The 18,887-nt window shown below is 43.0% G+C and carries 21 protein-coding genes and 1 tRNA gene; 9 read left to right on the top strand and 13 right to left on the bottom strand.

Translation table 11 applies throughout. From position 1 onward, the window contains the following. Positions 1 to 144: 144 nt before the first annotated feature. Both NIAKO_RS23995 and NIAKO_RS24000 read left to right on the top strand, forming a co-directional pair. On the top strand, positions 145 to 621 hold the full coding sequence (locus NIAKO_RS23995; RefSeq protein WP_014217383.1) for a hypothetical protein: 477 nt from the start codon (positions 145 to 147) through the stop codon (positions 619 to 621). A 22-nt stretch (positions 622 to 643) separates the two neighbouring features. Then, positions 644 to 1,123 (top strand): GNAT family N-acetyltransferase, encoded by a 480-nt coding sequence (locus NIAKO_RS24000; RefSeq protein WP_014221049.1) that lies wholly within the window; start codon positions 644 to 646, stop codon positions 1,121 to 1,123. Here the strand turns inward: NIAKO_RS24000 and NIAKO_RS38980 are convergent. From NIAKO_RS38980 to NIAKO_RS24015, 4 genes are all read right to left on the bottom strand, one after another. Next, a complete protein-coding gene (locus NIAKO_RS38980) occupies positions 1,110 to 1,271 on the bottom strand; it encodes a hypothetical protein (protein ID WP_014221050.1) in 162 nt (53 codons plus the stop codon). The genes NIAKO_RS24000 and NIAKO_RS38980 overlap by 14 nt on opposite strands. Before the next feature lie 167 nt (positions 1,272 to 1,438). Next, positions 1,439 to 1,993 (bottom strand): ORF6N domain-containing protein, encoded by a 555-nt coding sequence (locus NIAKO_RS24005; protein WP_014221051.1) that lies wholly within the window; start codon positions 1,991 to 1,993, stop codon positions 1,439 to 1,441. A gap of 196 nt (positions 1,994 to 2,189) precedes the next feature. Beyond that, entirely contained in the window at positions 2,190 to 3,563 is a 1,374-nt protein-coding gene (locus NIAKO_RS24010; protein ID WP_014221052.1) for a site-specific integrase, read from the bottom strand. Between the two features lie 162 nt (positions 3,564 to 3,725). Next, positions 3,726 to 3,799, bottom strand: a tRNA-Asp gene (locus NIAKO_RS24015). Positions 3,800 to 4,027: 228 nt separating this feature from the next. On the opposite strand from NIAKO_RS24015, the gene NIAKO_RS24025 reads away from it, so the two are divergent. After that, positions 4,028 to 4,789 (top strand): glycoside hydrolase family 16 protein, encoded by a 762-nt coding sequence (locus NIAKO_RS24025; RefSeq protein ID WP_041347230.1) that lies wholly within the window; start codon positions 4,028 to 4,030, stop codon positions 4,787 to 4,789. Between the two features lie 4 nt (positions 4,790 to 4,793). On the opposite strand, the gene NIAKO_RS24030 is transcribed toward NIAKO_RS24025, so the two are convergent. Both NIAKO_RS24030 and NIAKO_RS24035 read right to left on the bottom strand, forming a co-directional pair. Continuing rightward, on the bottom strand, positions 4,794 to 5,489 hold the full coding sequence (locus NIAKO_RS24030; protein WP_014221054.1) for a hypothetical protein: 696 nt from the start codon (positions 5,487 to 5,489) through the stop codon (positions 4,794 to 4,796). Between the two features lie 17 nt (positions 5,490 to 5,506). Continuing rightward, positions 5,507 to 6,511 carry an inorganic phosphate transporter gene (locus NIAKO_RS24035; RefSeq protein WP_014221055.1) on the bottom strand — a complete coding sequence of 335 codons (1,005 nt, stop codon included), beginning with the start codon at positions 6,509 to 6,511 and terminating at the stop codon, positions 5,507 to 5,509. Positions 6,512 to 6,924: 413 nt separating this feature from the next. Between NIAKO_RS24035 and NIAKO_RS24040 the strand changes: the two genes are divergently transcribed. Next, complete coding sequence (locus NIAKO_RS24040; RefSeq protein WP_081195932.1) at positions 6,925 to 7,437, top strand: alpha/beta hydrolase; 513 nt, start codon at positions 6,925 to 6,927, stop codon at positions 7,435 to 7,437. Positions 7,438 to 7,568: 131 nt separating this feature from the next. On the opposite strand, the gene NIAKO_RS24045 is transcribed toward NIAKO_RS24040, so the two are convergent. Beyond that, positions 7,569 to 8,009, bottom strand: coding sequence for a hypothetical protein (locus tag NIAKO_RS24045; protein ID WP_014221058.1), 441 nt, complete (start codon positions 8,007 to 8,009; stop codon positions 7,569 to 7,571). Between the two features lie 99 nt (positions 8,010 to 8,108). Further along, positions 8,109 to 10,010 carry a ThuA domain-containing protein gene (locus NIAKO_RS37130; protein WP_014221059.1) on the bottom strand — a complete coding sequence of 634 codons (1,902 nt, stop codon included), beginning with the start codon at positions 10,008 to 10,010 and terminating at the stop codon, positions 8,109 to 8,111. A 337-nt stretch (positions 10,011 to 10,347) separates the two neighbouring features. On the opposite strand from NIAKO_RS37130, the gene NIAKO_RS24055 reads away from it, so the two are divergent. Continuing rightward, positions 10,348 to 12,729, top strand: a complete 2,382-nt coding sequence (locus tag NIAKO_RS24055; protein ID WP_014221060.1) for an ABC transporter permease — start codon at positions 10,348 to 10,350, stop codon at positions 12,727 to 12,729. A 17-nt stretch (positions 12,730 to 12,746) separates the two neighbouring features. On the opposite strand, the gene NIAKO_RS37135 is transcribed toward NIAKO_RS24055, so the two are convergent. Next, on the bottom strand, positions 12,747 to 13,193 hold the full coding sequence (locus NIAKO_RS37135; RefSeq protein ID WP_172642130.1) for an energy transducer TonB: 447 nt from the start codon (positions 13,191 to 13,193) through the stop codon (positions 12,747 to 12,749). A 126-nt stretch (positions 13,194 to 13,319) separates the two neighbouring features. Here NIAKO_RS37135 and NIAKO_RS24065 point away from each other — a divergent pair, with 126 nt between their 5' ends. The 4 genes from NIAKO_RS24065 to NIAKO_RS24080 all read left to right on the top strand — a co-directional run bounded on the left by NIAKO_RS24065 (position 13,320) and on the right by NIAKO_RS24080 (position 16,276). Next, positions 13,320 to 14,252 (top strand): AraC family transcriptional regulator, encoded by a 933-nt coding sequence (locus NIAKO_RS24065; protein ID WP_014221062.1) that lies wholly within the window; start codon positions 13,320 to 13,322, stop codon positions 14,250 to 14,252. Positions 14,253 to 14,506: 254 nt separating this feature from the next. Beyond that, on the top strand, positions 14,507 to 15,247 hold the full coding sequence (locus tag NIAKO_RS24070; RefSeq protein WP_014221063.1) for an SDR family oxidoreductase: 741 nt from the start codon (positions 14,507 to 14,509) through the stop codon (positions 15,245 to 15,247). A gap of 21 nt (positions 15,248 to 15,268) precedes the next feature. Further along, a complete protein-coding gene (locus NIAKO_RS24075) occupies positions 15,269 to 15,694 on the top strand; it encodes a hypothetical protein (protein ID WP_014221064.1) in 426 nt (141 codons plus the stop codon). 153 nt (positions 15,695 to 15,847) lie between these two features. Further along, positions 15,848 to 16,276, top strand: a complete 429-nt coding sequence (locus tag NIAKO_RS24080; RefSeq protein WP_014221065.1) for a hypothetical protein — start codon at positions 15,848 to 15,850, stop codon at positions 16,274 to 16,276. A 131-nt stretch (positions 16,277 to 16,407) separates the two neighbouring features. On the opposite strand, the gene NIAKO_RS24085 is transcribed toward NIAKO_RS24080, so the two are convergent. The 4 genes from NIAKO_RS24085 to NIAKO_RS24100 all read right to left on the bottom strand — a co-directional run bounded on the left by NIAKO_RS24085 (position 16,408) and on the right by NIAKO_RS24100 (position 18,733). Then, positions 16,408 to 16,911: a hypothetical protein gene (locus NIAKO_RS24085; protein ID WP_014221066.1), complete on the bottom strand. Its 504-nt coding sequence runs from the start codon at positions 16,909 to 16,911 to the stop codon at positions 16,408 to 16,410. A gap of 86 nt (positions 16,912 to 16,997) precedes the next feature. Then, positions 16,998 to 17,345 (bottom strand): hypothetical protein, encoded by a 348-nt coding sequence (locus NIAKO_RS24090; RefSeq protein WP_133055322.1) that lies wholly within the window; start codon positions 17,343 to 17,345, stop codon positions 16,998 to 17,000. Between the two features lie 62 nt (positions 17,346 to 17,407). Then, complete coding sequence (locus NIAKO_RS24095) at positions 17,408 to 17,821, bottom strand: EamA family transporter (protein WP_014221067.1); 414 nt, start codon at positions 17,819 to 17,821, stop codon at positions 17,408 to 17,410. Between the two features lie 27 nt (positions 17,822 to 17,848). Continuing rightward, a complete protein-coding gene (locus tag NIAKO_RS24100) occupies positions 17,849 to 18,733 on the bottom strand; it encodes a phosphatase PAP2 family protein (protein ID WP_014221068.1) in 885 nt (294 codons plus the stop codon). Positions 18,734 to 18,887: the final 154 nt, after the last annotated feature.

An 18,887-nucleotide genomic window follows, 5' to 3' on the forward strand; every position in this document is an offset into this window, starting at 1 on the left:
TAGACAAGCCATTAAAGGCTGCTAATATTTATAATATTGATACCGGAGCCTCCAAAGGCGGAAAATTAACGATCATGAATGTTGACAGTAAGCATTTTTGGCAATCTGAGTAATTTGCTACTAGATATTTAAAGTCTTGTAATAATGACCACGAAAAACTCAAAGCTTTATCATCTGTTTTTAGTTTTAGCTATTCTTAATTTCGCCGCATTTTATTTATTAGCCGGCAAATCTGTACTTACTATACATTCCGAAAATAAAGGTACTTGGGATGACAAAATTTTCAATTATTATATCAGTATATCCATACTTATTTTGTTGATATGGTTATCATACTGGATTGTTAGAAAGAAACCAACTTCACGGAATCTGACCTTGCTACACATATTTATAACATTTATCACTGCCTTTATCCTGCCAGAAGTAATAAATAATTTTTTTAATCCAATGCCAAGACGATATTTAGACTATGGCAACGGTTTTAAATTTTCAGACTTATATGGCGAAATGACGTTAACGTTTTGGATTGTTGGAATTTTATTATTGACAAGTGAATTACTGTTAATCACAAATCTCCAACAGCAAGCCAAGAAAACTGCCCTCCTTAATATGGAGTTTTAAAATGCTTTAATACCACAATTATATGATCGTTCCATGCAATACCGGCGACTTTTCAACTATCTACGATATTATCAATGACGGCGCCAGCGCCTACAAAGGCATTATTCCGGCTGACCGCTGGCATGAACCCTATATGTCGATCACAGAACTTCAAACACAAATCGGGGAAGGCGTGCAATTCTGGTGCTATAAAACTGAGGAAATAATTGAAGGCGTGATGGGCATCCAGTTCAAAGAGGATGTAACATTGATACGCCATGCTTATGTCAGAACAGCAAAAAGAAACAATGGGATTGGAGGCAAGCTATTAGCTCATTTGCGTAGTATCGCGAATACACGGATTTTGATTGGGACTTGGGCGGATGCAAAGTGGGCAATCGCGTTTTATGAAAAACATGGGTTTCGTCTAGTCACCGAGCAAGATAAGAATTCATTATTGCGCCGGTATTGGAACATCCCGGAACGTCAGGTGGAAACTTCAGTGGTTCTTACAAGCGTTTAAATGACTCTGGCAAACCTGCTTTCTTTAGAAACTCCGATGCCATATCTCTTTTCTTAACGAAATAGGGATCATTAGCATAGTTATTTGCAGCCTTAGTATCTACTTTTTTAGCTATACTTTTTTGCTTCCCTTTCTTGATGTTCTTCATAATCAAAATTCATAATTAAAAATAGACTGAACAAAACTGCAATATAATTGGCCAGTTGGAGACTGGCCAATTATATTATGCTCATTACCTGCCTTTTATAATTCGCCGTCAACGACAGCCAAATTGTAGCTCATTATCAATTGGGCCGTTATCACAATGGCACAACTCTACCTTTTAAATCCTATTCTATCCCTATCTTCCCATTTCCTTTGTTCCGCTTTCTCATCCAGCAAGTTTTCCAGGGCATCATAAATTTGGTTGAGTTGGACATCATGTTCGCCTAAGCGCTCTTTAATTTGTTTTAATTGTTCTACCAGGTCGTTTTCCTTATAAACAACCCGCCTTATTTGAATAAAAGCTCTCATGATAGCAATGTTCATGTTTATTGCCCGATCACTATTTAGTATACCGCTGAGCATAGCAACGCCCTGTTCAGTAAAAGCATAGGGCAACGCACTATTGGGGCGCCTACTTGGGTATGTCATCACAAATTGTGATGACATACTTTTCTGTGAACTCTCCATCTGCAATCTTATACTTTCCCACTCGTCTCTTGTTAGTTGAAACATAAAATCGGCAGGGAAACGCTTTCCATTCCGCTTAACAGACTGGTTAAATATTCTTGTTTCTACATCGTAAAGGGCAGCCAGATCTCTGTCAAGCATCACCCTTTCGCCTCTTATTTCATAAATTCTATTTTGAATACTTTGAATAATTTCCATTTTACTATATTTAAACTGTAAAAAGTTTCTGTCAGCTCAGGCAACGATCGACCAAGTCAGTTGTCAAGCCGTCCTTGACAACTGAAATCTAATTGCTCATGATTAACCATCCGAGCAACCACATATCGGCTTTTCGTGATGCTTGATTTAATGTCCAGCAAAACTGGTATAATGGTGATTCTGCATAGTTTATTGATTAATGGTTAATGTCCTTATTTAAAACAATTGAAGTATCGGTTTGTACCAACCGCATCCCATCCCTCTTTATCCACAGTTCCTTTATTTTATTTGCCGCCTCTTCCGGTGAAATTCGGATGTACTTATAAAAATCCTTCGTGCGCTTATGTCCGCTGATCTTCATGATCAGCTCAACAGGTGTACCAGCCAGGAATTCATTGGTACAAAACGATCGACGGGCAGTATGCGAAGTGATCCAATCGTATTTGGGTTTAACGACCTCGATGTTTTTATTTCCTTTTTTGTAGGAGAATTTAATGGAGCGGTTTAGTCCAGCCAGCTTGCCAATGGTTTTTATATGGCGGTTAAATTCTGGATTGGTAAGTGCTGGTATCTTTTCTTTAAACTGCCGGGTGAAGATGTGCTTGGCTTCTTCCCGTAAGGGAATAATTACCCAGTGATCTGATTTCTCCTGCTTCTTATAAAGCATATCCCGCTGCAGGTCTTCTGGCTTTAAAGTGGAAAAGTCGGAGAAGCGTAAACCAGTTAAACAGGCTAAAACAAACAGATCCCGGTATTCAACCAGGTGGGGATGGGCCGATAAATCAGTTTGGTAAATGGCTATTATTTCCTGATGGGTTAAATAAATGGCATCGCTTTCTTCTTCCGGTATCTTGAAATCGGTAAGATCGATTGGCGCAATAATCTTTCTTTTCACCCGGTCTTTTAAAAAGCCGCGCAGGTGTTTAATGGTTTTACCAATGGTATTCAACTTTAAGCCAGTTAATACTTCCTGGCGGCGCATATGCACATGTTCAAAGGTGAGGTAGTCAATAAAGTCGTGGTAGAAATTAAAATCAAAGCTGGCGAAGCTGATCTTTTCTTGCCGATACTTTTCAAATGCCTGCAAATGCCCTTTAACGTTTGAATAAACGGTCAGCGTTGCCTTGCTTACTTTTCGCTCCTTGGTTTTGATATACTCGTCAAACTGGTAATAAATATCATGCTTCGCTTCTTTTTTGGCAAGCTCCTGCTTGGCAACTGTGGTTACCCGTTCGTCGAGAGATTGTAAATTGAGAGTCGGGGTGAATGCCTTTTTTACAAATGCTCCTTTGTCGGTGATCTGTTTTCGGGTTGCTTCAGCAACCAGGTCTTCCACCAGACGCTTTAATCTTAATAATTCATCATTTAGCTTTACCGCATCACCAAACTGATTCGGAAGCTCTGCTGTAATCTTTTGCTGCTTCGATTGCCAGTACGCAGGTGGGATAAAAATACTGGTGTTAAGAAGTGTGCGCTTTTCTCTGCTATAGCAATACTGCAGAAAAATTGGCGCGGTACCATCTCTTCGAGTCCACTTTTCTTTACAAATTGCTCTAATCGGTAACAACATAATTTTAGTCGATTTTTTAGTCGATTCAACAATGTGTCTACCTGAATTAAAGATCGGAAGAATAAAAACTGCCCGCTGTTATGAATACCTGAAAATCAACCGGCTAGAAGTAAAGATGGGTAAAAAGCAAAAAGGTCCATCATTGCTGATGAACCTTTTTTGCGGACCGGACGGGACTCGAACCCGCGACCTCCGCCGTGACAGGGCGGCATTCTAACCAACTGAACTACCGATCCTTTTCCTTTTCAACGTTTTCGCCGGATGGCTTATCGTTTTTGGGATTGCAAAGATAGGAGTTTTGAGATTCAACCAAAAAAAAGTTTCGATTATTTTGAAAGATTTTTTCGACGGCCCTTGCTCTTCTCTCTTATCAATCCTTTCGGCAAATGTAGGGGTTTACGAAGAAACTTGTTAAGATTACTATTCATAAATTCTACCTATAATTGCTATTGAACACCTTGCTTATGAAATTACATTTCCTGCTTCTTGTTTTTATATGCCTCCTCTCCCACTTCAATGCAATCTCCCAAACCTGGCAACTGGTATGGCAGGATGAATTCACCAATGGCATTGGGCCCGACTGGGTATTTGAAACAGGCAATGGCGGCAATGGCTGGGGCAATAAAGAACTGCAGTACTACCAATCGAAAAATGCTACAGTTGAAAACGGAGAACTGATCATCACAGCCCGTATTGACAGCGTGGGTGGTTTTAACTACACCTCAACCCGCATGAAAACCCAGGGCCGCAAATCATGGAAATATGGCAAAGTAGAAGCGCGCATAGCCATGCCGCGTTTTCAGGGCATCTGGCCGGCATTCTGGATGCTGGGCGACAATATCAGTTCTGTTGGCTGGCCTGCCTGCGGAGAGATTGATATCATGGAGCATATCAATACCGAAAACCTGAACCACGGTACCATTCACTGGAAAAAGAATAGTCAACACGCATCCAATGGCGATACCACCTCAACAAACGTTACAGATTACCATGTATATGCCATAGAGTGGACGCCGGCAACTATTAAATGGCTGGTGGATGGTGTTCCTTTTCATGAAGCGAATATTGCCAATGGCGTGAATGACACGGAGGAATTCCACAACAACTTCTTTATCCTCCTGAATATGGCTGTTGGTGGCAACTGGCCCGGCTTTTCGATCGATAAAACTGCCTTTCCTGCCAAAATGAAAGTTGATTATGTGCGCGTGTACCAACAGAAAAACTAACAGGCTATTCGCGATCCGGAGAATCTTTCATTGCTAACAGCTTTGCCAATTCTGTTGATTTTTCCCTGTATGTTTTATTAAAATCAAAGTGCGTGTTCTCCTTTGCCTTTACACCCCGTAAGGTAAAATCGAAGTGATATATATCTTTCGTTATGGCAGTCCGGGTTGTAACAGTTGGTATTTTATCCTGATAATGGTAAACAATCTCTTCCACCTTCGATTCTGTACCGGTATTGTTTACGGTAAAATTTCTGGCGTATACCAGGCTGTCTTTATGTAAAAGGAACTGGTCATTTGAAAAACCATATTCACCTCCATCTCCCTTAAAAAGATAAAGCGCCGTATTTTCCTGCTTATTGATAATCGTCTTCCACGACTCACAGTTGTCTCCTATGCAAACGTCTAAGGTGTAGTCCACATCTCTTAGTCCGGGTTTTGCATACAACGCATGCACACTGTCGATAAAAGGATCACCCAATTTGATGTCGAAGTTATTTATATCCCTGAAGGGATCAGGAGCAGCAGCTTTGGGGGAATTATCCTTTACAGCGCTGTCTTTAACGGGTGCCGTGGAACTACTGTCTTTAACCTGCACCGTAGCACTATTGCTGATATTATTATTGATCGGACTGCCGGTTTGCGGGTTATTACAACCAGCTAAAAGAAATGCACCAAGGAATATAATCGGTATTTGCTTCATTAAGATTACATACAAAGTTAAAAAAGCAAACTAAAAATCCAATAGAGCACCATGGCAAAGAGCGCGCTCAACGGAATGGTAAGCACCCAGGCCCAGATCAAATTGAAGGTTACGCCCCAACGCACGGCACTAAACCGTTTGGTAGACCCTACCCCGATAATGGCCCCGGTAATTGTATGCGTTGTACTCACAGGAATGCCTAATAGAATTGTCAGAAAAAGGGTTAAAGCCCCCGCTCCTTCCGCACACACGCCTTCCAGCGGCGTTACTTTGGTAATGCGGGTACCCATTGTTTTTACAATTTTCCAGCCACCGGCCGTAGTTCCCAATGCAATGGCAGTATAACAGGCCAGCGGCAACCAACCGGGCATTTTGAACTTTTCCAACGGCATGTTATTGCCATGCAGGTTTGAATAAAACCAGATGACGGTAAAAATAAGGCCCATCGTTTTTTGAGAATCGCCGCCACCATGCGAAAGGCTTAAAGCTGCTGAAGATAATAATTGCAGCCGCTTGAAGGTCCGTTCCGCCTTCCGCACCCCGGTGTTTTTGCTAAGGTGAACGACTATTATAGTTACAAAGGCGCCCAGCACCATGCCTATTACCGGCGACAGCACCATAAAGATGAGCGCTTTTACCACGGGTTCGCTATTAACGCCCCTGAACCCGCCCGCTGCTATGGCCGCCCCTACCAGCCCGCCAATAAGCGTATGGGAAGAACTGGAAGGTATCCCATAATGCCAGGTGAGCAGGTTCCAGGAAATGGCCGCAATGGTGGCCGCCAGAATTAGATGGTAATTTATAAGATGAGATGATACTATCCCCGCAATGGTGCCAGCCACTTTGTGTTCCCGGAAAACGAAAAAAGCAATAAAATTGAATGCAGCTGCCCATATTACGGCCTGAAAACGGGTAAGCACTTTGGTGGAGACTATCGTTGCAATCGAATTGGCGGCGTCATGAAAGCCATTCGTAAAATCAAAAATCAGCGCCAGCCCTACAATAATGATTAGTAGTACCATAGTCCGTAAATGATTGCTTGCAACAAATATGATTAAAATCGCGATCCGGTTTGCCCGGTAACAATAAAATAATCAGACCACGATCATTAAACCGCCATTAAAATGGGACAGGATATCTCAGATATTTGGTCTAACTATGCCAAAAATTAAGGCCTTTACGGTAATACCAGCCTATGCAACCCTGCGTCCTGGAATCGAGCCATAAAAAGATTGGTCTTGAATGCATCACCTCCACATCGCTTACGCAGCTGAATAGCTCTACATATACAAGCTTCATTAAAATCTTATCCCTGGCTGAAAACGCATCCCTCACGATCGATTATAATTAATTTACTACGGCAACAAACAGCCTGTTCTATATTAACAGCAACCAGCATTTTCAAATCCATAGTGTAGTGGCAGACTCCGGGGTTATGATTTTTTACAACTGGGATTTCTACTGCGTACAGATCCACGACAATGAGGTTTCCTTCATTGAAGAAGCTGAAAAAACAATAACCCAGGATGGCATCTCTGTAAAGATCCATATTGTAAAACCTGTTGGCGCTAAAAAAGATCTTCCTGTATTTATGTTCTTCCATGGTGGCGGCTGGGTGCTGGGCGACAATCCTACACACCGTCGTTTTGTGCGGGACCTCGTTGTTGAAAGCGGCTTGGTGGCTGTATTCCCCGACTATACGCCTTCACCCGAAGCACACTTCCCGGTTGCTATTAACCAGGCTTATGCGGCCACCCAATGGGTATCGTTGCATGGTGATGAAATAGGTGTGAATGGGAAAAAACCGGCAGTTGCCGGTAACAGTGTGGGTGGCAATATGACCACTGTAGTTGCCCTGATGGCTAAAGAGAAAAAAGGTCCGGAAATAAAACAACAGGTATTGTTCTGGCCGGTAACCGACGCCAGCTTTGAAACCGGTTCTTACTGAACCCGCTCGCCAAATTACCCCTCAACCAGGTCATCGATGCTGCAAGCCGCTGCTGAATTAAAGAACGCGCTTAAATAGTTTGTTTAGGGAACGAAAATAAAGGGACCAGCTGCGAAGTTGGTCCCTTTATTTTAATAGTGGGTATGGTTAACCACACTGTTCTTTAAATACAAAAGATCCTTCTTTTCATCTTTATTGGAATAATGCGCCTGTTTAGCGCCATATACCCGAAGATATCCCTGGCTTAATGTAATTACTTCCTCGGCGCCCTTTCCCATAAAATCGAACATATGATATACCGGATCGGGAAAATATAGTTCCCCTTTTCCCTGGTCATTGATCTTAAACTTATACCAGAACAATTGCTCCTTATTCCTTCCATCCCAATTACCTTTTACAAAATCAGGGTTGCCATTTAATGGGGCGCCAGGCCATTTGAACAGCATATTCCCTTTGTTATCGAACCAAAATAACTGGCTGAATAAATAAGGCTCATTGATCTTACGATTGCCATACGTTCTGCCGCCTACTACCACTTGCGGACCACTGACAGCTTTTAAAAAATTCCCCACTTGTATTTGCTGGCTATGTTCGGTTAAACTGTAACCGTTTGACAAAAAAATGGGTCCCCCGAAACCGGGAGACCCATGCTTATTTTAAACAATTACAATTTATTTATCCTTCTGCACTTTCATTCTCTTGTGGAAATCACCGCTTGAAATATCGAGGATGTACAAACCTTTTGGCAGTCTGCTTCCATCGAGGGTATATGTACCCAGGCGATTATTTACGTTGTAGTGCAGGATCTGTTTACCTGAGAAATCATACACCGTTACTGTATGCGTGCTGTATTTTTCAGGCACGGTGTAATGCAAACTTGTAGTGAACGGATTGGGGAATGCCTCCTTCTCCGTAGGTGTTGCAATAATGCTTTGTGCAGCGAGTACTCTTGCACCGCTTACAATTGCAAAATTGAATTTCTCCCAGCCTGATGCAGTTGGGCGATTGCAGGTCATGGCCTCTTCGCCATTTTCAGAACTTACGAAGAAACCATTGTTACCACGCAGTGAAATGCTTCCATCTGTATTCACGATCCAGTCAAAAGCTTCCCAACCTTGTGGCGCAGGGCGGTTACAAGTGATGGCTTTGGTGCCGTTTTCTGATGACACGTATTGGCCCATGCTGCGCAGGTTCACTTTTCCGTTACCGGCATCCAATACAGTAAACTGCTCCCATGCCTGTGGTGCAGTTCTGGTACAGGTCATGGCCTTGGCGCCATTTTCACCACTTACATAGAACCCATTATTACCTTTCAGGGTAATAACCTGACCAATCGGCGCCGGGTTATTTGGATTGTTTGGTGTAGCTACAGCAAAAGTGATCCAGTTGAGATTGTAGCCGCCAACGGGAACAGCAACTCTTAATGTTTGTGTGCCGGCAGCCAGTACCACAGTATCGGTAATGGTTGTCCAGGTTTGCCAGGCACCGGTAGCTGGTACAGCAGTGGTTGCCAGGATGGTTGCTGTTGAATCTTTCAATTGAATGCTGCCGCCACCGTTTTGGCTGGCCACGCGGTATTGTACTGCATACTTACCGGCCGTTTGTACATTCACTTTGTAATCGATGTAGTCGCCTGCATCGATATAACCTACATCCAGACCGCCACCTGTATCGGTAGTAGTTTCAGTTTGAACGCCACTCATGTTGGTGTAGTTCTCTGCCTGGATAGTACCTGGAATTGGTGCTGCGGGAGCAGGTCCCGAAGGCTGTCCACCCAACCACATAATTGCGTCGATGATGAAATTGTCCTGGGTTTGGCTGGCGAATGTTGATGACAACCCAACATTGGTAGAATAATTCATAGCGTTATGCCCGAAGTTGGCATACACCATTTTATAATTCTTGTTCGTCCAGATGATGGGGTAATAACCGCTGGTCCATTGCTGGCTGGTACCCAAAGGAAAACTGGAAGGGTCAACCGAGCAAAGTACTTTAATGTTGGCGTTTTTGCGCAGGTCGTTGCTCCAACTGTACCACTCGCTCACTGCTGAAGTAAAAGTGGTGGGCAGGCGCAGGGTGCTTGGTTGTGTGCGGTCTTCACATTTCAAAACAGCCGTGGTAGGTTCCCAGGTATTGCTTACGAAATTTCCGGTACCCAGGAAGGTGTTGTGATACCAGCTCCATTCACCGGCGTCGGTGGTAAAGGCACTAACGTGAAAGCCCATCCAGCCACCGCCATTTTCCATGTATGTCTGGAACGCGGCGCGTTGAGCGGCACTGTAAGGTGCATCATCCAAAAAGAACACTACCTGAACATCCTTCAGAAAGTTTGCATTCAGATTGTCCCAGTTGTTGGTGGCCGAGAAGGAAAATCCATACTGAGCTCCCAGGTTGGTAAACCACGGAATGGCTTCGTGAACAAAGTTAATGTGGGCTGCATCGTAAGTGCCGTTGTAAAAGGCTACTACCTTGAACTTCGGTGTTTGTGCGGTTGCACTAATTACTGTTGCAAGTAACAGCATAAGAATAGACATAAAAAGCAATAGCTGCTTTCGAAGTGTGTAGAACTTCATGAGGGCACGAGTTTTTAATAGTTAAACAAGTCTAATTAGCGCGCGTAAATTAGATAAATAAGACCTATGTGGCATAAATGTGAACAATTTGTCAAAGCACCTATTTCTACAATATAACACCTGTTACATTTCTTTCGGTTATATATTACGTAAAGGTTCTACCCGTTTGGAATTTCAATGTTTCATCTCCCCGATCGCCGCTGTATTGAAGCCGGACATTACAGTGTATCAAAACCGGACGCCACCAGCCTTTCATCCCCTGTAACCTCCTTATTTTTATACGGTTATAAACTGGCACTTATTTCGTACTTCGCTAAACAATACCGAAACCAAGACTATGTTCACCAACTATTTAAAAACCGCCTGGCGTAATCTTTTCAAGAATAAGATCTCGTCCATTATCAATATCAGCGGCCTGGCTGTTGGTATGGCTGTAACCATCCTCATTGCGCTTTGGGTGTACGATGAAGTAAGTTTTGATAAATATCATAAGAACTACGACCGCATTGTACAGGTAATGCAACACCAGCTTTATAATGGCAAATATGAAACCCAGGTTGCCAACCCGGCCGTAATGGCGGAGGAAATAAGGCGGGTGTATGGCAATGGGTTTAAATATGTGCTGCAGTCTTCCTGGAACTTCGACCATGGTCTTGCCTACGGCGATAAGATAATTTTAAAACCCGGCAGCTACTTTGAACCAGAGGTGATTGAAATGCTGAGCCTGAAGATCCTGGCCGGGTCAAAAGAAGGGTTAAGAGAAATGAACTCCATCGTTCTTTCACAATCTACCGCTACTGCGCTCTTTGGAAAGGAAGATCCTATTGGTAAAATGATCCGTGCTGATAATAAAACGAATGTAAAGGTTACAGCAGTATATGAAGACCTGCCCGACAATACCAGCTTTAAAGATCTGACCCTCATTCTACCCTGGCAATTGTACCTGAGCCAGAACCAATGGATAAAAAAAATGGAAACACCCTGGGGAAGTAACTTCACCCAAACTTTTGCCCAGGTAGCCGATAATGCAGACATAGAAAAATTGTCGGCCCGCATCCGCGATGTAAAGCTCAACAGAACAGCCCCTGAAGATAAGCGGTATAAACCGATCGTATTCCTGCAACCCATGCGCAAATGGCACCTGTATGACGAATGGAAGGAGGACATCAATATCGGTGGCCGCATTCAAACTGTATGGCTGTTTGGCATCATCGGCATTTTTGTTTTACTCCTCGCCTGCATCAACTTTATGAACCTGAGCACGGCCCGCTCCGAAAAAAGAGCCAAGGAGGTAGGCGTTAGAAAAACCATCGGCTCCAACAGAAAGCAACTGGTCGTACAGTTTTTCAGTGAGTCGGTATTAACTGCGGTGATCGCTTTTGTATTCTCCATTTTACTGGCAAGCCTTATTATGCCGTTCTTTAATTCTGTTGCCGACAAAAAGATGTCTATTCCCTGGGGGAATGCCATTTTCTGGCTGATAGGCATTTGCCTGAGCGTACTCACCGGTTTGCTGGCTGGTTTATATCCTGCCTTGTTTCTTTCTTCCTTTCAACCGGTAAAAGTGCTGAAAGGAACTTACCGCGTTGGCCGTTTTGCTTCATTACCAAGAAAAATACTGGTAGTAGCCCAGTTCACCATTTCCATTGTACTGATCATTGGAACTATTATAGTTTACAAACAGATCAATATGGGTATGAAACGGCCCATAGGCTATGTGCGTGATGGATTGGTTACCCATAACGTTTCTGATGAAATGCACAAGCATTATGAGGCATTACGTACCGAGCTGAAAAGCTCCGGCGCCATTGTGGAGATGACAGAATCCGGCAGCCCTACTACGGGTGTATGGAATACCAATGGCGGCTTCGATTGGGAAGGGAAAGATCCCAACTTTGCGGTTGACTTTCCCAACAATGCCACTACCTGGGAATATGGAAAAACAATAGGCTGGAAAATTAAACAGGGCCGCGATTTTTCCCGGGAGTTTGCCTCCGATTCGGCTGCCTTTATTTTAAACGAATCGGCCGTAGCATTTATGGGTTTGAAGGACCCCATAGGCAAAACCATTCACTGGGACCATAAGCCTTATCAAATTATTGGGGTAGTAGAAGATATGCTGGTGCAATCACCTTATAAACCGGTGCGGGCTGCGCTTTGGCATATTTCAACCGACCAGGAGAATATCTTCATTATGAAAATGAACCCTACCTGGAGTGTTAGCAGGGCGCTGGCGAAAATAGAAAGCACTTTTAAAAAATACGATCCGTCCTCACCATTTAAAGCTGAATTCGCCGATGAACAGTTTGCCAACAAATTTGACAACGAAAAACGTATTGGGAAACTGTCTACTTTCTTTGCCATCCTTGCTGTGTTTATCTCCTGTCTTGGATTGTTTGGCTTAACCTCGTTCATGGCGGAACAACGCGTAAAGGAAATCGGGATCCGCAATGTATTGGGCGCCTCGGTGCTGAACATCTGGCAATTGCTCTCCAAAGATTTCATTCTGCTGGTGTTGCTTTCGTGTCTGATAGCCATCCCCATTGCCTTTTACTATATGCATACCTGGCTGCAGAAATATGATTTCAGAACAGATATCTCGTGGTGGGTATTTGCGGTGTCCGCTATTGGTGCGCTGGCCATTACCCTGATCACTGTAAGTTTTCAGGCTATTAAAGCAGCCCTGGCCAACCCGGTTAAAAGTTTACGTACGGAGTAATATTAAAACACAGCCCGTCATTTCTCTATTCGGAAAACGATGGGCTGTGTTTTATAGCCTTTTACCCGGTGGCCATTTTGCACGGCAGGATTCCATTTAGGAGATTTTTTAATTACATTCATAGCCGCTTGCTTCAGTTCCCCTGGCCCGCTCACCGTTTTTATATTGGTTACATTTCCATCAAGGTCTACTACAAATTGAACAACCACTGTACCCTGAATATTTGCTTTTACAGCAGCAGCCGGATACTTAAGGTTTCTCCGAATGAATGATATCCATGCACCCATTCCGCCAGGAAAATCAGGCTCAATAAATTCAGGAAAAAAACAATAAATGTCTACCTCTTCGCCTGTACTATCAACCTTATCATTTTTAACTGGCCCATGTGATTGACCCTTTGCAGTAAAAGCCACTGAACTGATCACAAAAAACAAAAACAAAAAAGCAGGTATACATTTCTTCATATGCTTAAGATGCATAAGAGCCATTATTCCATACCTGTTAACCTGTTAACTTGTCAACCCTGTCAACTCTATCAACCCTATCAACCCGCCTTCCTTAATTACCAATATATTTCCTACTTTCGACCCATGCCATCAAAAAACCTTTTAGTTAAGGACCTTAACGAATTGTATGATCTCATGGGCATTTCGCATGAAACAATCGATCAATCGTCGGGGTTTTCAATCCTGTACCTGCAGGATGTGTTCAAAGAATATCCTGTTACCTCCATTCCCTACCGGCCCAATTTCTTCAGCTTTCTTTTTATCAAAGATGCGTTTGGCAATTATACCATCGATGACCTGAGTTTTCCGATGGTACCCGGTACTGTATATTTCACCAACCCCAGCAACTTCCGCAAATTTGAATGGCATAACATCACCGATACCTGTCTGGTTGTTTTTACTGAATCCTATTTAAAGGAACAGGTACATCAGGATATCTACCGCGAATTCTCCTTTCTGCTTACCGAAACGGTAGAGCCCCGGGTATTGAAACCCGATCAGTTTGCGATCATTGAAGAATTATACCAATTCATCTACCGCGAATACCAGGGCGATTCACCCTATAAAAGCAAGATCATTGGCAGCGCCATGGTTACGCTTTTATTAAAGATCAAGGAATATTTCTTCCAGGCTTACAACCCTATTTATGAAGGCAACCGCAGCTCGCAGATCGTAAAAACCTTCAAGCAAAACCTGGAACAACATTTCCGGGACCTGGCAAACGGCAAAACCGACACCCAGCTGCGGGTTCAGGATTATGCCGATAAACAATTCCTGCACGTAAACTACCTCTCCAGCGTAATTACCAGTAAAACCGGTAAACCCATCACCGCCTGGATCGCCGATAAAACCATTGCCGAAGCCAAAGTGATGCTGCAGGATAAACAAATGAATATTAAGGAAATCGCCGGCAGGTTAGGTTTCCTGGAAGCCTCCCACTTCAGTAATTATTTTAAAAAACACACCAGCCAAAGCCCGGCCGACTACCGTAAACAATACCCCCTCAACAGGCAATAGGCAATTGACAATAGGCAATCCCTGGTTGTGAAACGTCAAACGTCAAACGTGAAAGGACTCGCGACAAGGCAACATTCCTCACCAATTTCATCTCTCACACTTTATTCCCTTTTCCCCTTTATCAACCCTATCAACTTGTCAACTCAATTAACCAACCTGAGATTTTTGTAACTATTAATTTAATCTTTGTACGTTTCAGGCCCTGTTCATGAGCCATCTTTGTGTCATCAAATCAAACAAAAAACAAAGAAATCATGAACAGGTTAAATAACAAAGTAGTATTGATTACCGGCGCTTCAAGAGGTATTGGCGCTGCAACAGCTAAAATGATCGCCAGCGAAGGTGCAAAAGTGATCGTTAATTATGCCGGCAGCCAGGCCGAAGCCGATAAAACCGTACAGGAAATAAAAGACGCCGGCGGCGATGCCATTGCACTGAAAGCCGACGTTAGTAAAGTGAATGAAGTAACTGCCTTGTTCGATGCCGCTATTGCCCATTATGGCAGAATTGATGTGCTGATCAACAATGCCGGTATCATGATCACCAAAATGTTGAAAGATACCACCGATGAAGATTTTACCCGCCAGTTTGAAATAAACGTGCGTGGCACCTTTAATACCCTGCGCGAAGCCGCTACCAAACTGGCCGATAATGGTACTATCATCAGCACCTCTACTACGTTAACCCGCGTTATGGTGCCCACCTACGGAACGTATGCAGCCACAAAAGCAGCTGTTGAACAAATGACCCGCGTATTTGCCAAAGAAATGGGTGCAAGGGGCATAACAGTAAATGCGGTAGCGCCTGGCCCAACCAGCACCGAATTATACCTCAAAGGCAAATCAGCCGAAGTGATCGCCCGTCAGGCCGCATTAAATGCATTCAACCGTTTAGGAGAAGTAGATGAGATTGCGAAAGTGATCGTTTTCCTGGCCAGCGACGATGCCAAATGGATCAGCGGACAAATTATTGGCGTAAACGGTGCTATGGCGTAACCCCTTCTAAAATTTCAGCTCATGCATAGCTCAACTATATTGGTTGCCGTTGTGTTGCTCACCGGTTGTATGGGCGCAGCGGCACAAAAGGAGAAAAACAATAATAACTCAAATATTATAAGTATGGATACCAGCAAGCTCACCAACCCTACCGTAAAAGCGGCCTTCCAGGCCTGGCAGGCAGGTGATTCAAAATTATGGCTCTCTTATTTTACCGCCGATGCGCAATTGCTGGATGATGGTCATCCCCGGAACTTCGCCAATTTTTCTACCGAGGCCATTGGTCACGAACGGTTTACCAGCATTGACATTGTGAAAGACAGCGGCCGTTCTATTTATGGACAATTTCACAGCGATACGTGGGGTAATTTCAAAACCTATTTCAAATTTCACCTGGATGCCTATAATAAGATCTACAAACTCGAAATAGGACAGGCTGAATATTAATTCGTAACATATAGCACCTATGGAAGACTAATAGAACAAACCGTTCGCGCAAGGGAGACTTATCGCTGGTAAGGCTCTTCCTGCGTTTGGAGAAAGCACGAATGAATTTGCAAATAAGGTCCCATCATTTTATATTTGGAGTACATCCTTATTATGAAACGTAACAAGGTATTTTTATATTCATTGGCCATTCAGGTTGCATTGTCGCAATTGCTGCTTTTTATTTTCGTTCCTGATGCAGATTTATTCAGCTGCATTAAAGCTATACTGGTAACATGCGCCCTATGGGCGCTCGGACTGTTCTTTGGCGTTACATTTTCAATAATTGTTAGAAAGCCCAATATTGAAACCTGGTTGTACATCTGCGGACAGCTTTTGGTCTACACGCTGTTATCTGCATATATTAGCATAAACCAGGATGACTTCAAAAAGCACGGAGGTATTTTAAAACCAGAGTGGCATTTAATACCGGATTCACGCAGGGAAAAAAAAGAAGAGATCGATACGTTTCTTGATTCAATACCCGATTTGCCCGATGCGCTGAAGCAACAAATTAGAGATTCCATATTTAAGGACAAATAAGTTTTTTAAGAAAAGCTAAAAGGGACCCGCTGCATCCGGATCCCTTTCGTTTGAAGGCGGAAACACTATGACTTACAAAAAACAAGTACTGTACGGATTACTGATTGCAGCGCCTTAGGTTTTTCATAGTACTAATTTTCAGCTCTTACCTTCTCTATCTTTTCACGTAACTGATGAGCTTCCTTTTCAAAATCGGCAATATGGTATACGTTGTGCTCGAGGTGATCGTAAAACTTAAGGAACTTCTCATCGTCAACCTTTCGGAACTTAAGTTCAACACCTATCCTGGTAGTAATGTGTTCCTTTTTCTGTTCCTTCCCCTCTATTGTAAACGGCTGCTTAACATTCACCACCATGTTTCCGCTGACTGCATCGAGCGGAAACACTTCAAATGAGTAAATGCCATTGTGTTCAACGATCAGCAGCTTACGGGCTTTTTCATCGATGATCACAGTTTGATGCACCAGCTGTTTACGATAATAATTGGTAATACCGGTTTGCCGGGTGGCTTCCGTTATATAGGCGTTTATCTTTTGCTGTGCTTTTTTTCTACGCCTTTTACTGGCGTTATTCAAGACGATAATTACAACTACTATTGGTACTAATAGCATTAGTACTATCACTACATCTGACATAATTCAATAAGTTTAGGTAATACAATTCCGTTAATGATCATTGAGATCATTAAACACCAGGGTTCTGTTTTAAAAAACAAAACTGCTTACCAGAAGTAGTGATTGGGAAAGAGCAGTAACCGGATGAACGAAGACCAATGCGGTGTGGGAAAAGCGTTGATGCGTTTACGCAGGTTGCCTGAAATATAATTGCTAAGACGGCCCACCATTACAGAAGCATCTGTATCCCGGTGGTCTCTTACATTAAACGCAACGCAATTAAACTGAAAAGAAGTGGCTGCTTCACCTAAATGATTGGGTGAAAAATCATTAGCCAGGATTGAAGTATTCTTTTCGTGAGATATATTATTTGATGGCAACGTGGTTCCTGCATCGGCAGTAAATCCCGTTACCAGTTGAACAAATAATAGTAATAATGTAAATAAATACCTCACGCGGCAAATGTAGCCCAATATATGCGCAAATCAAAGCAAATGCGCGGATAAACAAGTCATCGTCATAATATTAACACAATTGTTCCGGCTATTATCAGTAATGCGCCAATAGCAGCTTTTAAAGAAAGTGCTTCCCCTAATATTACAACAGACAATACAATAGTCAATGCTACACTTAGTTTATCAACCGGTGCTACCTGCGATACTTTACCAACCTGTAATGCTTTGAAATAAAATACCCAGGATAAACCAGTTGCAACTCCGGAAATGATAAGGAAGATCCAGTTTTGTTTTGACAAAGCAGGCAAACCTTTTTCTTCACCTCTTGCCAAAACAATACCCCAGGCAACCAGCAGTATTATAATAGCACGTATGGCAGTTGCCAGGTTTGAATTGACACCTGTTATTCCAATTTTTGCAAAAATGGCTGTTAACGAAGCAAACAGCGCAGATAGTAATGCATAGATCCACCACATATTTCCAATTTAATAAAAAAGCACCAACTACAACATAGCTAAAGGATGGGGCTTTTTCTTTTGGTGCCGCATACAGGAGATCTTCCCTGAAATATAACCCAGTGCCAATGCAAGCGGATAATCGCCTACCCAATGCACTTCTGTATTTGCCATTGCCCATCCTGTTAATCCAATGAGGCTGTAACCGAGATAACCAATCCATTTCTTTTCGGGATAATTGGTGGTAAGCACTGTAACTGTCGCCATCATGGTTGCCAGATGGCCTGATGGAAAGGCATCGTAATTACTGGTATTAACCTGGAAATCTTTAAACGAAGGGAATGGATGCCAGGCGCCACCGGGTTTTGTACGCACAAACGGACTTTCCCTGCCCGTCATGCGTTTTAACACCTGCGTACCAATGCCCATGGTAAAAAATGTTTCTGTAATATCACTGGCTGTTTGCAGGGCCCGGTTGTCTTTAGCTATTTTTCCAAACACAAATAGTCCACCACCTACCAGCATGCTGGTTCCCCCTTCACCCAATTGGTACAACGCCGAATTCCAATTCTGCGGAATTTTGAGGAGTTTGGTGTCGCCAATTTTTATAGGAACACTGTACTCAGTTTCCGGTTGCAGGTGAATATGCGTGGAGGCACGTTTAATAGCATCGCTAATGGGTTGATCGTATGGTATTAAGATGGCTGTAGAAGCAGCTACCACCCCTAAACCCAGCAAGTTACTTTTTTGAAAAGGTGATTTGGCAATTTGCCACATGTCAGAAGGTACATTGGTGATAAACCCCCATTTTTTAGGGCGGTCAAAATCATCGTACTTCGCAGGAGCTGTATTCAACAGGGTTGTTGAGTCCTGACCAATTACATTATTACACAAACAAATGATAAAGGCCAGCAGGGTCACTTGATTTTTCATATACGGAATTATTGCATTTTAAAGCTATCGCTATTTTTAGTATGTTTGAGTTAATGACCGGTTATTCCTTACATACTAATGTTACCAGCATTGTCAGGTATATAATACTTGAGATCAGCAATAGCGTTACCTGGTCATTCCCCGAGTTTGTTCC

The sequence above is a fragment of the Niastella koreensis GR20-10 genome (genome assembly GCF_000246855.1).
GTDB classification, from domain to species: domain Bacteria; phylum Bacteroidota; class Bacteroidia; order Chitinophagales; family Chitinophagaceae; genus Niastella; species Niastella koreensis.

Bases quoted from the DNA above. Each gene is read 5' to 3' on its own strand.
- NIAKO_RS24085 (WP_014221066.1), bottom strand. From the start codon at position 16,911: ATGTCAGATGTAGTGATAGTACTAATGCTATTAGTACCAATAGTAGTT.
- NIAKO_RS37135 (WP_172642130.1), bottom strand. From the start codon at position 13,193: ATGAAGAAATGTATACCTGCTTTTTTGTTTTTGTTTTTTGTGATCAGT.
- NIAKO_RS24035 (WP_014221055.1), bottom strand. From the start codon at position 6,511: ATGGTACTACTAATCATTATTGTAGGGCTGGCGCTGATTTTTGATTTT.
- NIAKO_RS24040 (WP_081195932.1), top strand. From the start codon at position 6,925: ATGATTTTTTACAACTGGGATTTCTACTGCGTACAGATCCACGACAAT.
- NIAKO_RS24000 (WP_014221049.1), top strand. From the start codon at position 644: ATGATCGTTCCATGCAATACCGGCGACTTTTCAACTATCTACGATATT.
- NIAKO_RS24005 (WP_014221051.1), bottom strand. From the start codon at position 1,993: ATGGAAATTATTCAAAGTATTCAAAATAGAATTTATGAAATAAGAGGC.
- NIAKO_RS24025 (WP_041347230.1), top strand. From the start codon at position 4,028: ATGAAATTACATTTCCTGCTTCTTGTTTTTATATGCCTCCTCTCCCAC.
- NIAKO_RS24095 (WP_014221067.1), bottom strand. From the start codon at position 17,821: ATGTGGTGGATCTATGCATTACTATCTGCGCTGTTTGCTTCGTTAACA.
- NIAKO_RS24055 (WP_014221060.1), top strand. From the start codon at position 10,348: ATGTTCACCAACTATTTAAAAACCGCCTGGCGTAATCTTTTCAAGAAT.
- NIAKO_RS24080 (WP_014221065.1), top strand. From the start codon at position 15,848: ATGAAACGTAACAAGGTATTTTTATATTCATTGGCCATTCAGGTTGCA.
- NIAKO_RS37130 (WP_014221059.1), bottom strand. From the start codon at position 10,010: ATGAAGTTCTACACACTTCGAAAGCAGCTATTGCTTTTTATGTCTATT.
- NIAKO_RS24070 (WP_014221063.1), top strand. From the start codon at position 14,507: ATGAACAGGTTAAATAACAAAGTAGTATTGATTACCGGCGCTTCAAGA.
- NIAKO_RS24100 (WP_014221068.1), bottom strand. From the start codon at position 18,733: ATGAAAAATCAAGTGACCCTGCTGGCCTTTATCATTTGTTTGTGTAAT.
- NIAKO_RS24065 (WP_014221062.1), top strand. From the start codon at position 13,320: ATGCCATCAAAAAACCTTTTAGTTAAGGACCTTAACGAATTGTATGAT.
- NIAKO_RS24030 (WP_014221054.1), bottom strand. From the start codon at position 5,489: ATGAAGCAAATACCGATTATATTCCTTGGTGCATTTCTTTTAGCTGGT.
- NIAKO_RS24075 (WP_014221064.1), top strand. From the start codon at position 15,269: ATGCATAGCTCAACTATATTGGTTGCCGTTGTGTTGCTCACCGGTTGT.
- NIAKO_RS38980 (WP_014221050.1), bottom strand. From the start codon at position 1,271: ATGAAGAACATCAAGAAAGGGAAGCAAAAAAGTATAGCTAAAAAAGTA.
- NIAKO_RS24010 (WP_014221052.1), bottom strand. From the start codon at position 3,563: ATGTTGTTACCGATTAGAGCAATTTGTAAAGAAAAGTGGACTCGAAGA.
- NIAKO_RS23995 (WP_014217383.1), top strand. From the start codon at position 145: ATGACCACGAAAAACTCAAAGCTTTATCATCTGTTTTTAGTTTTAGCT.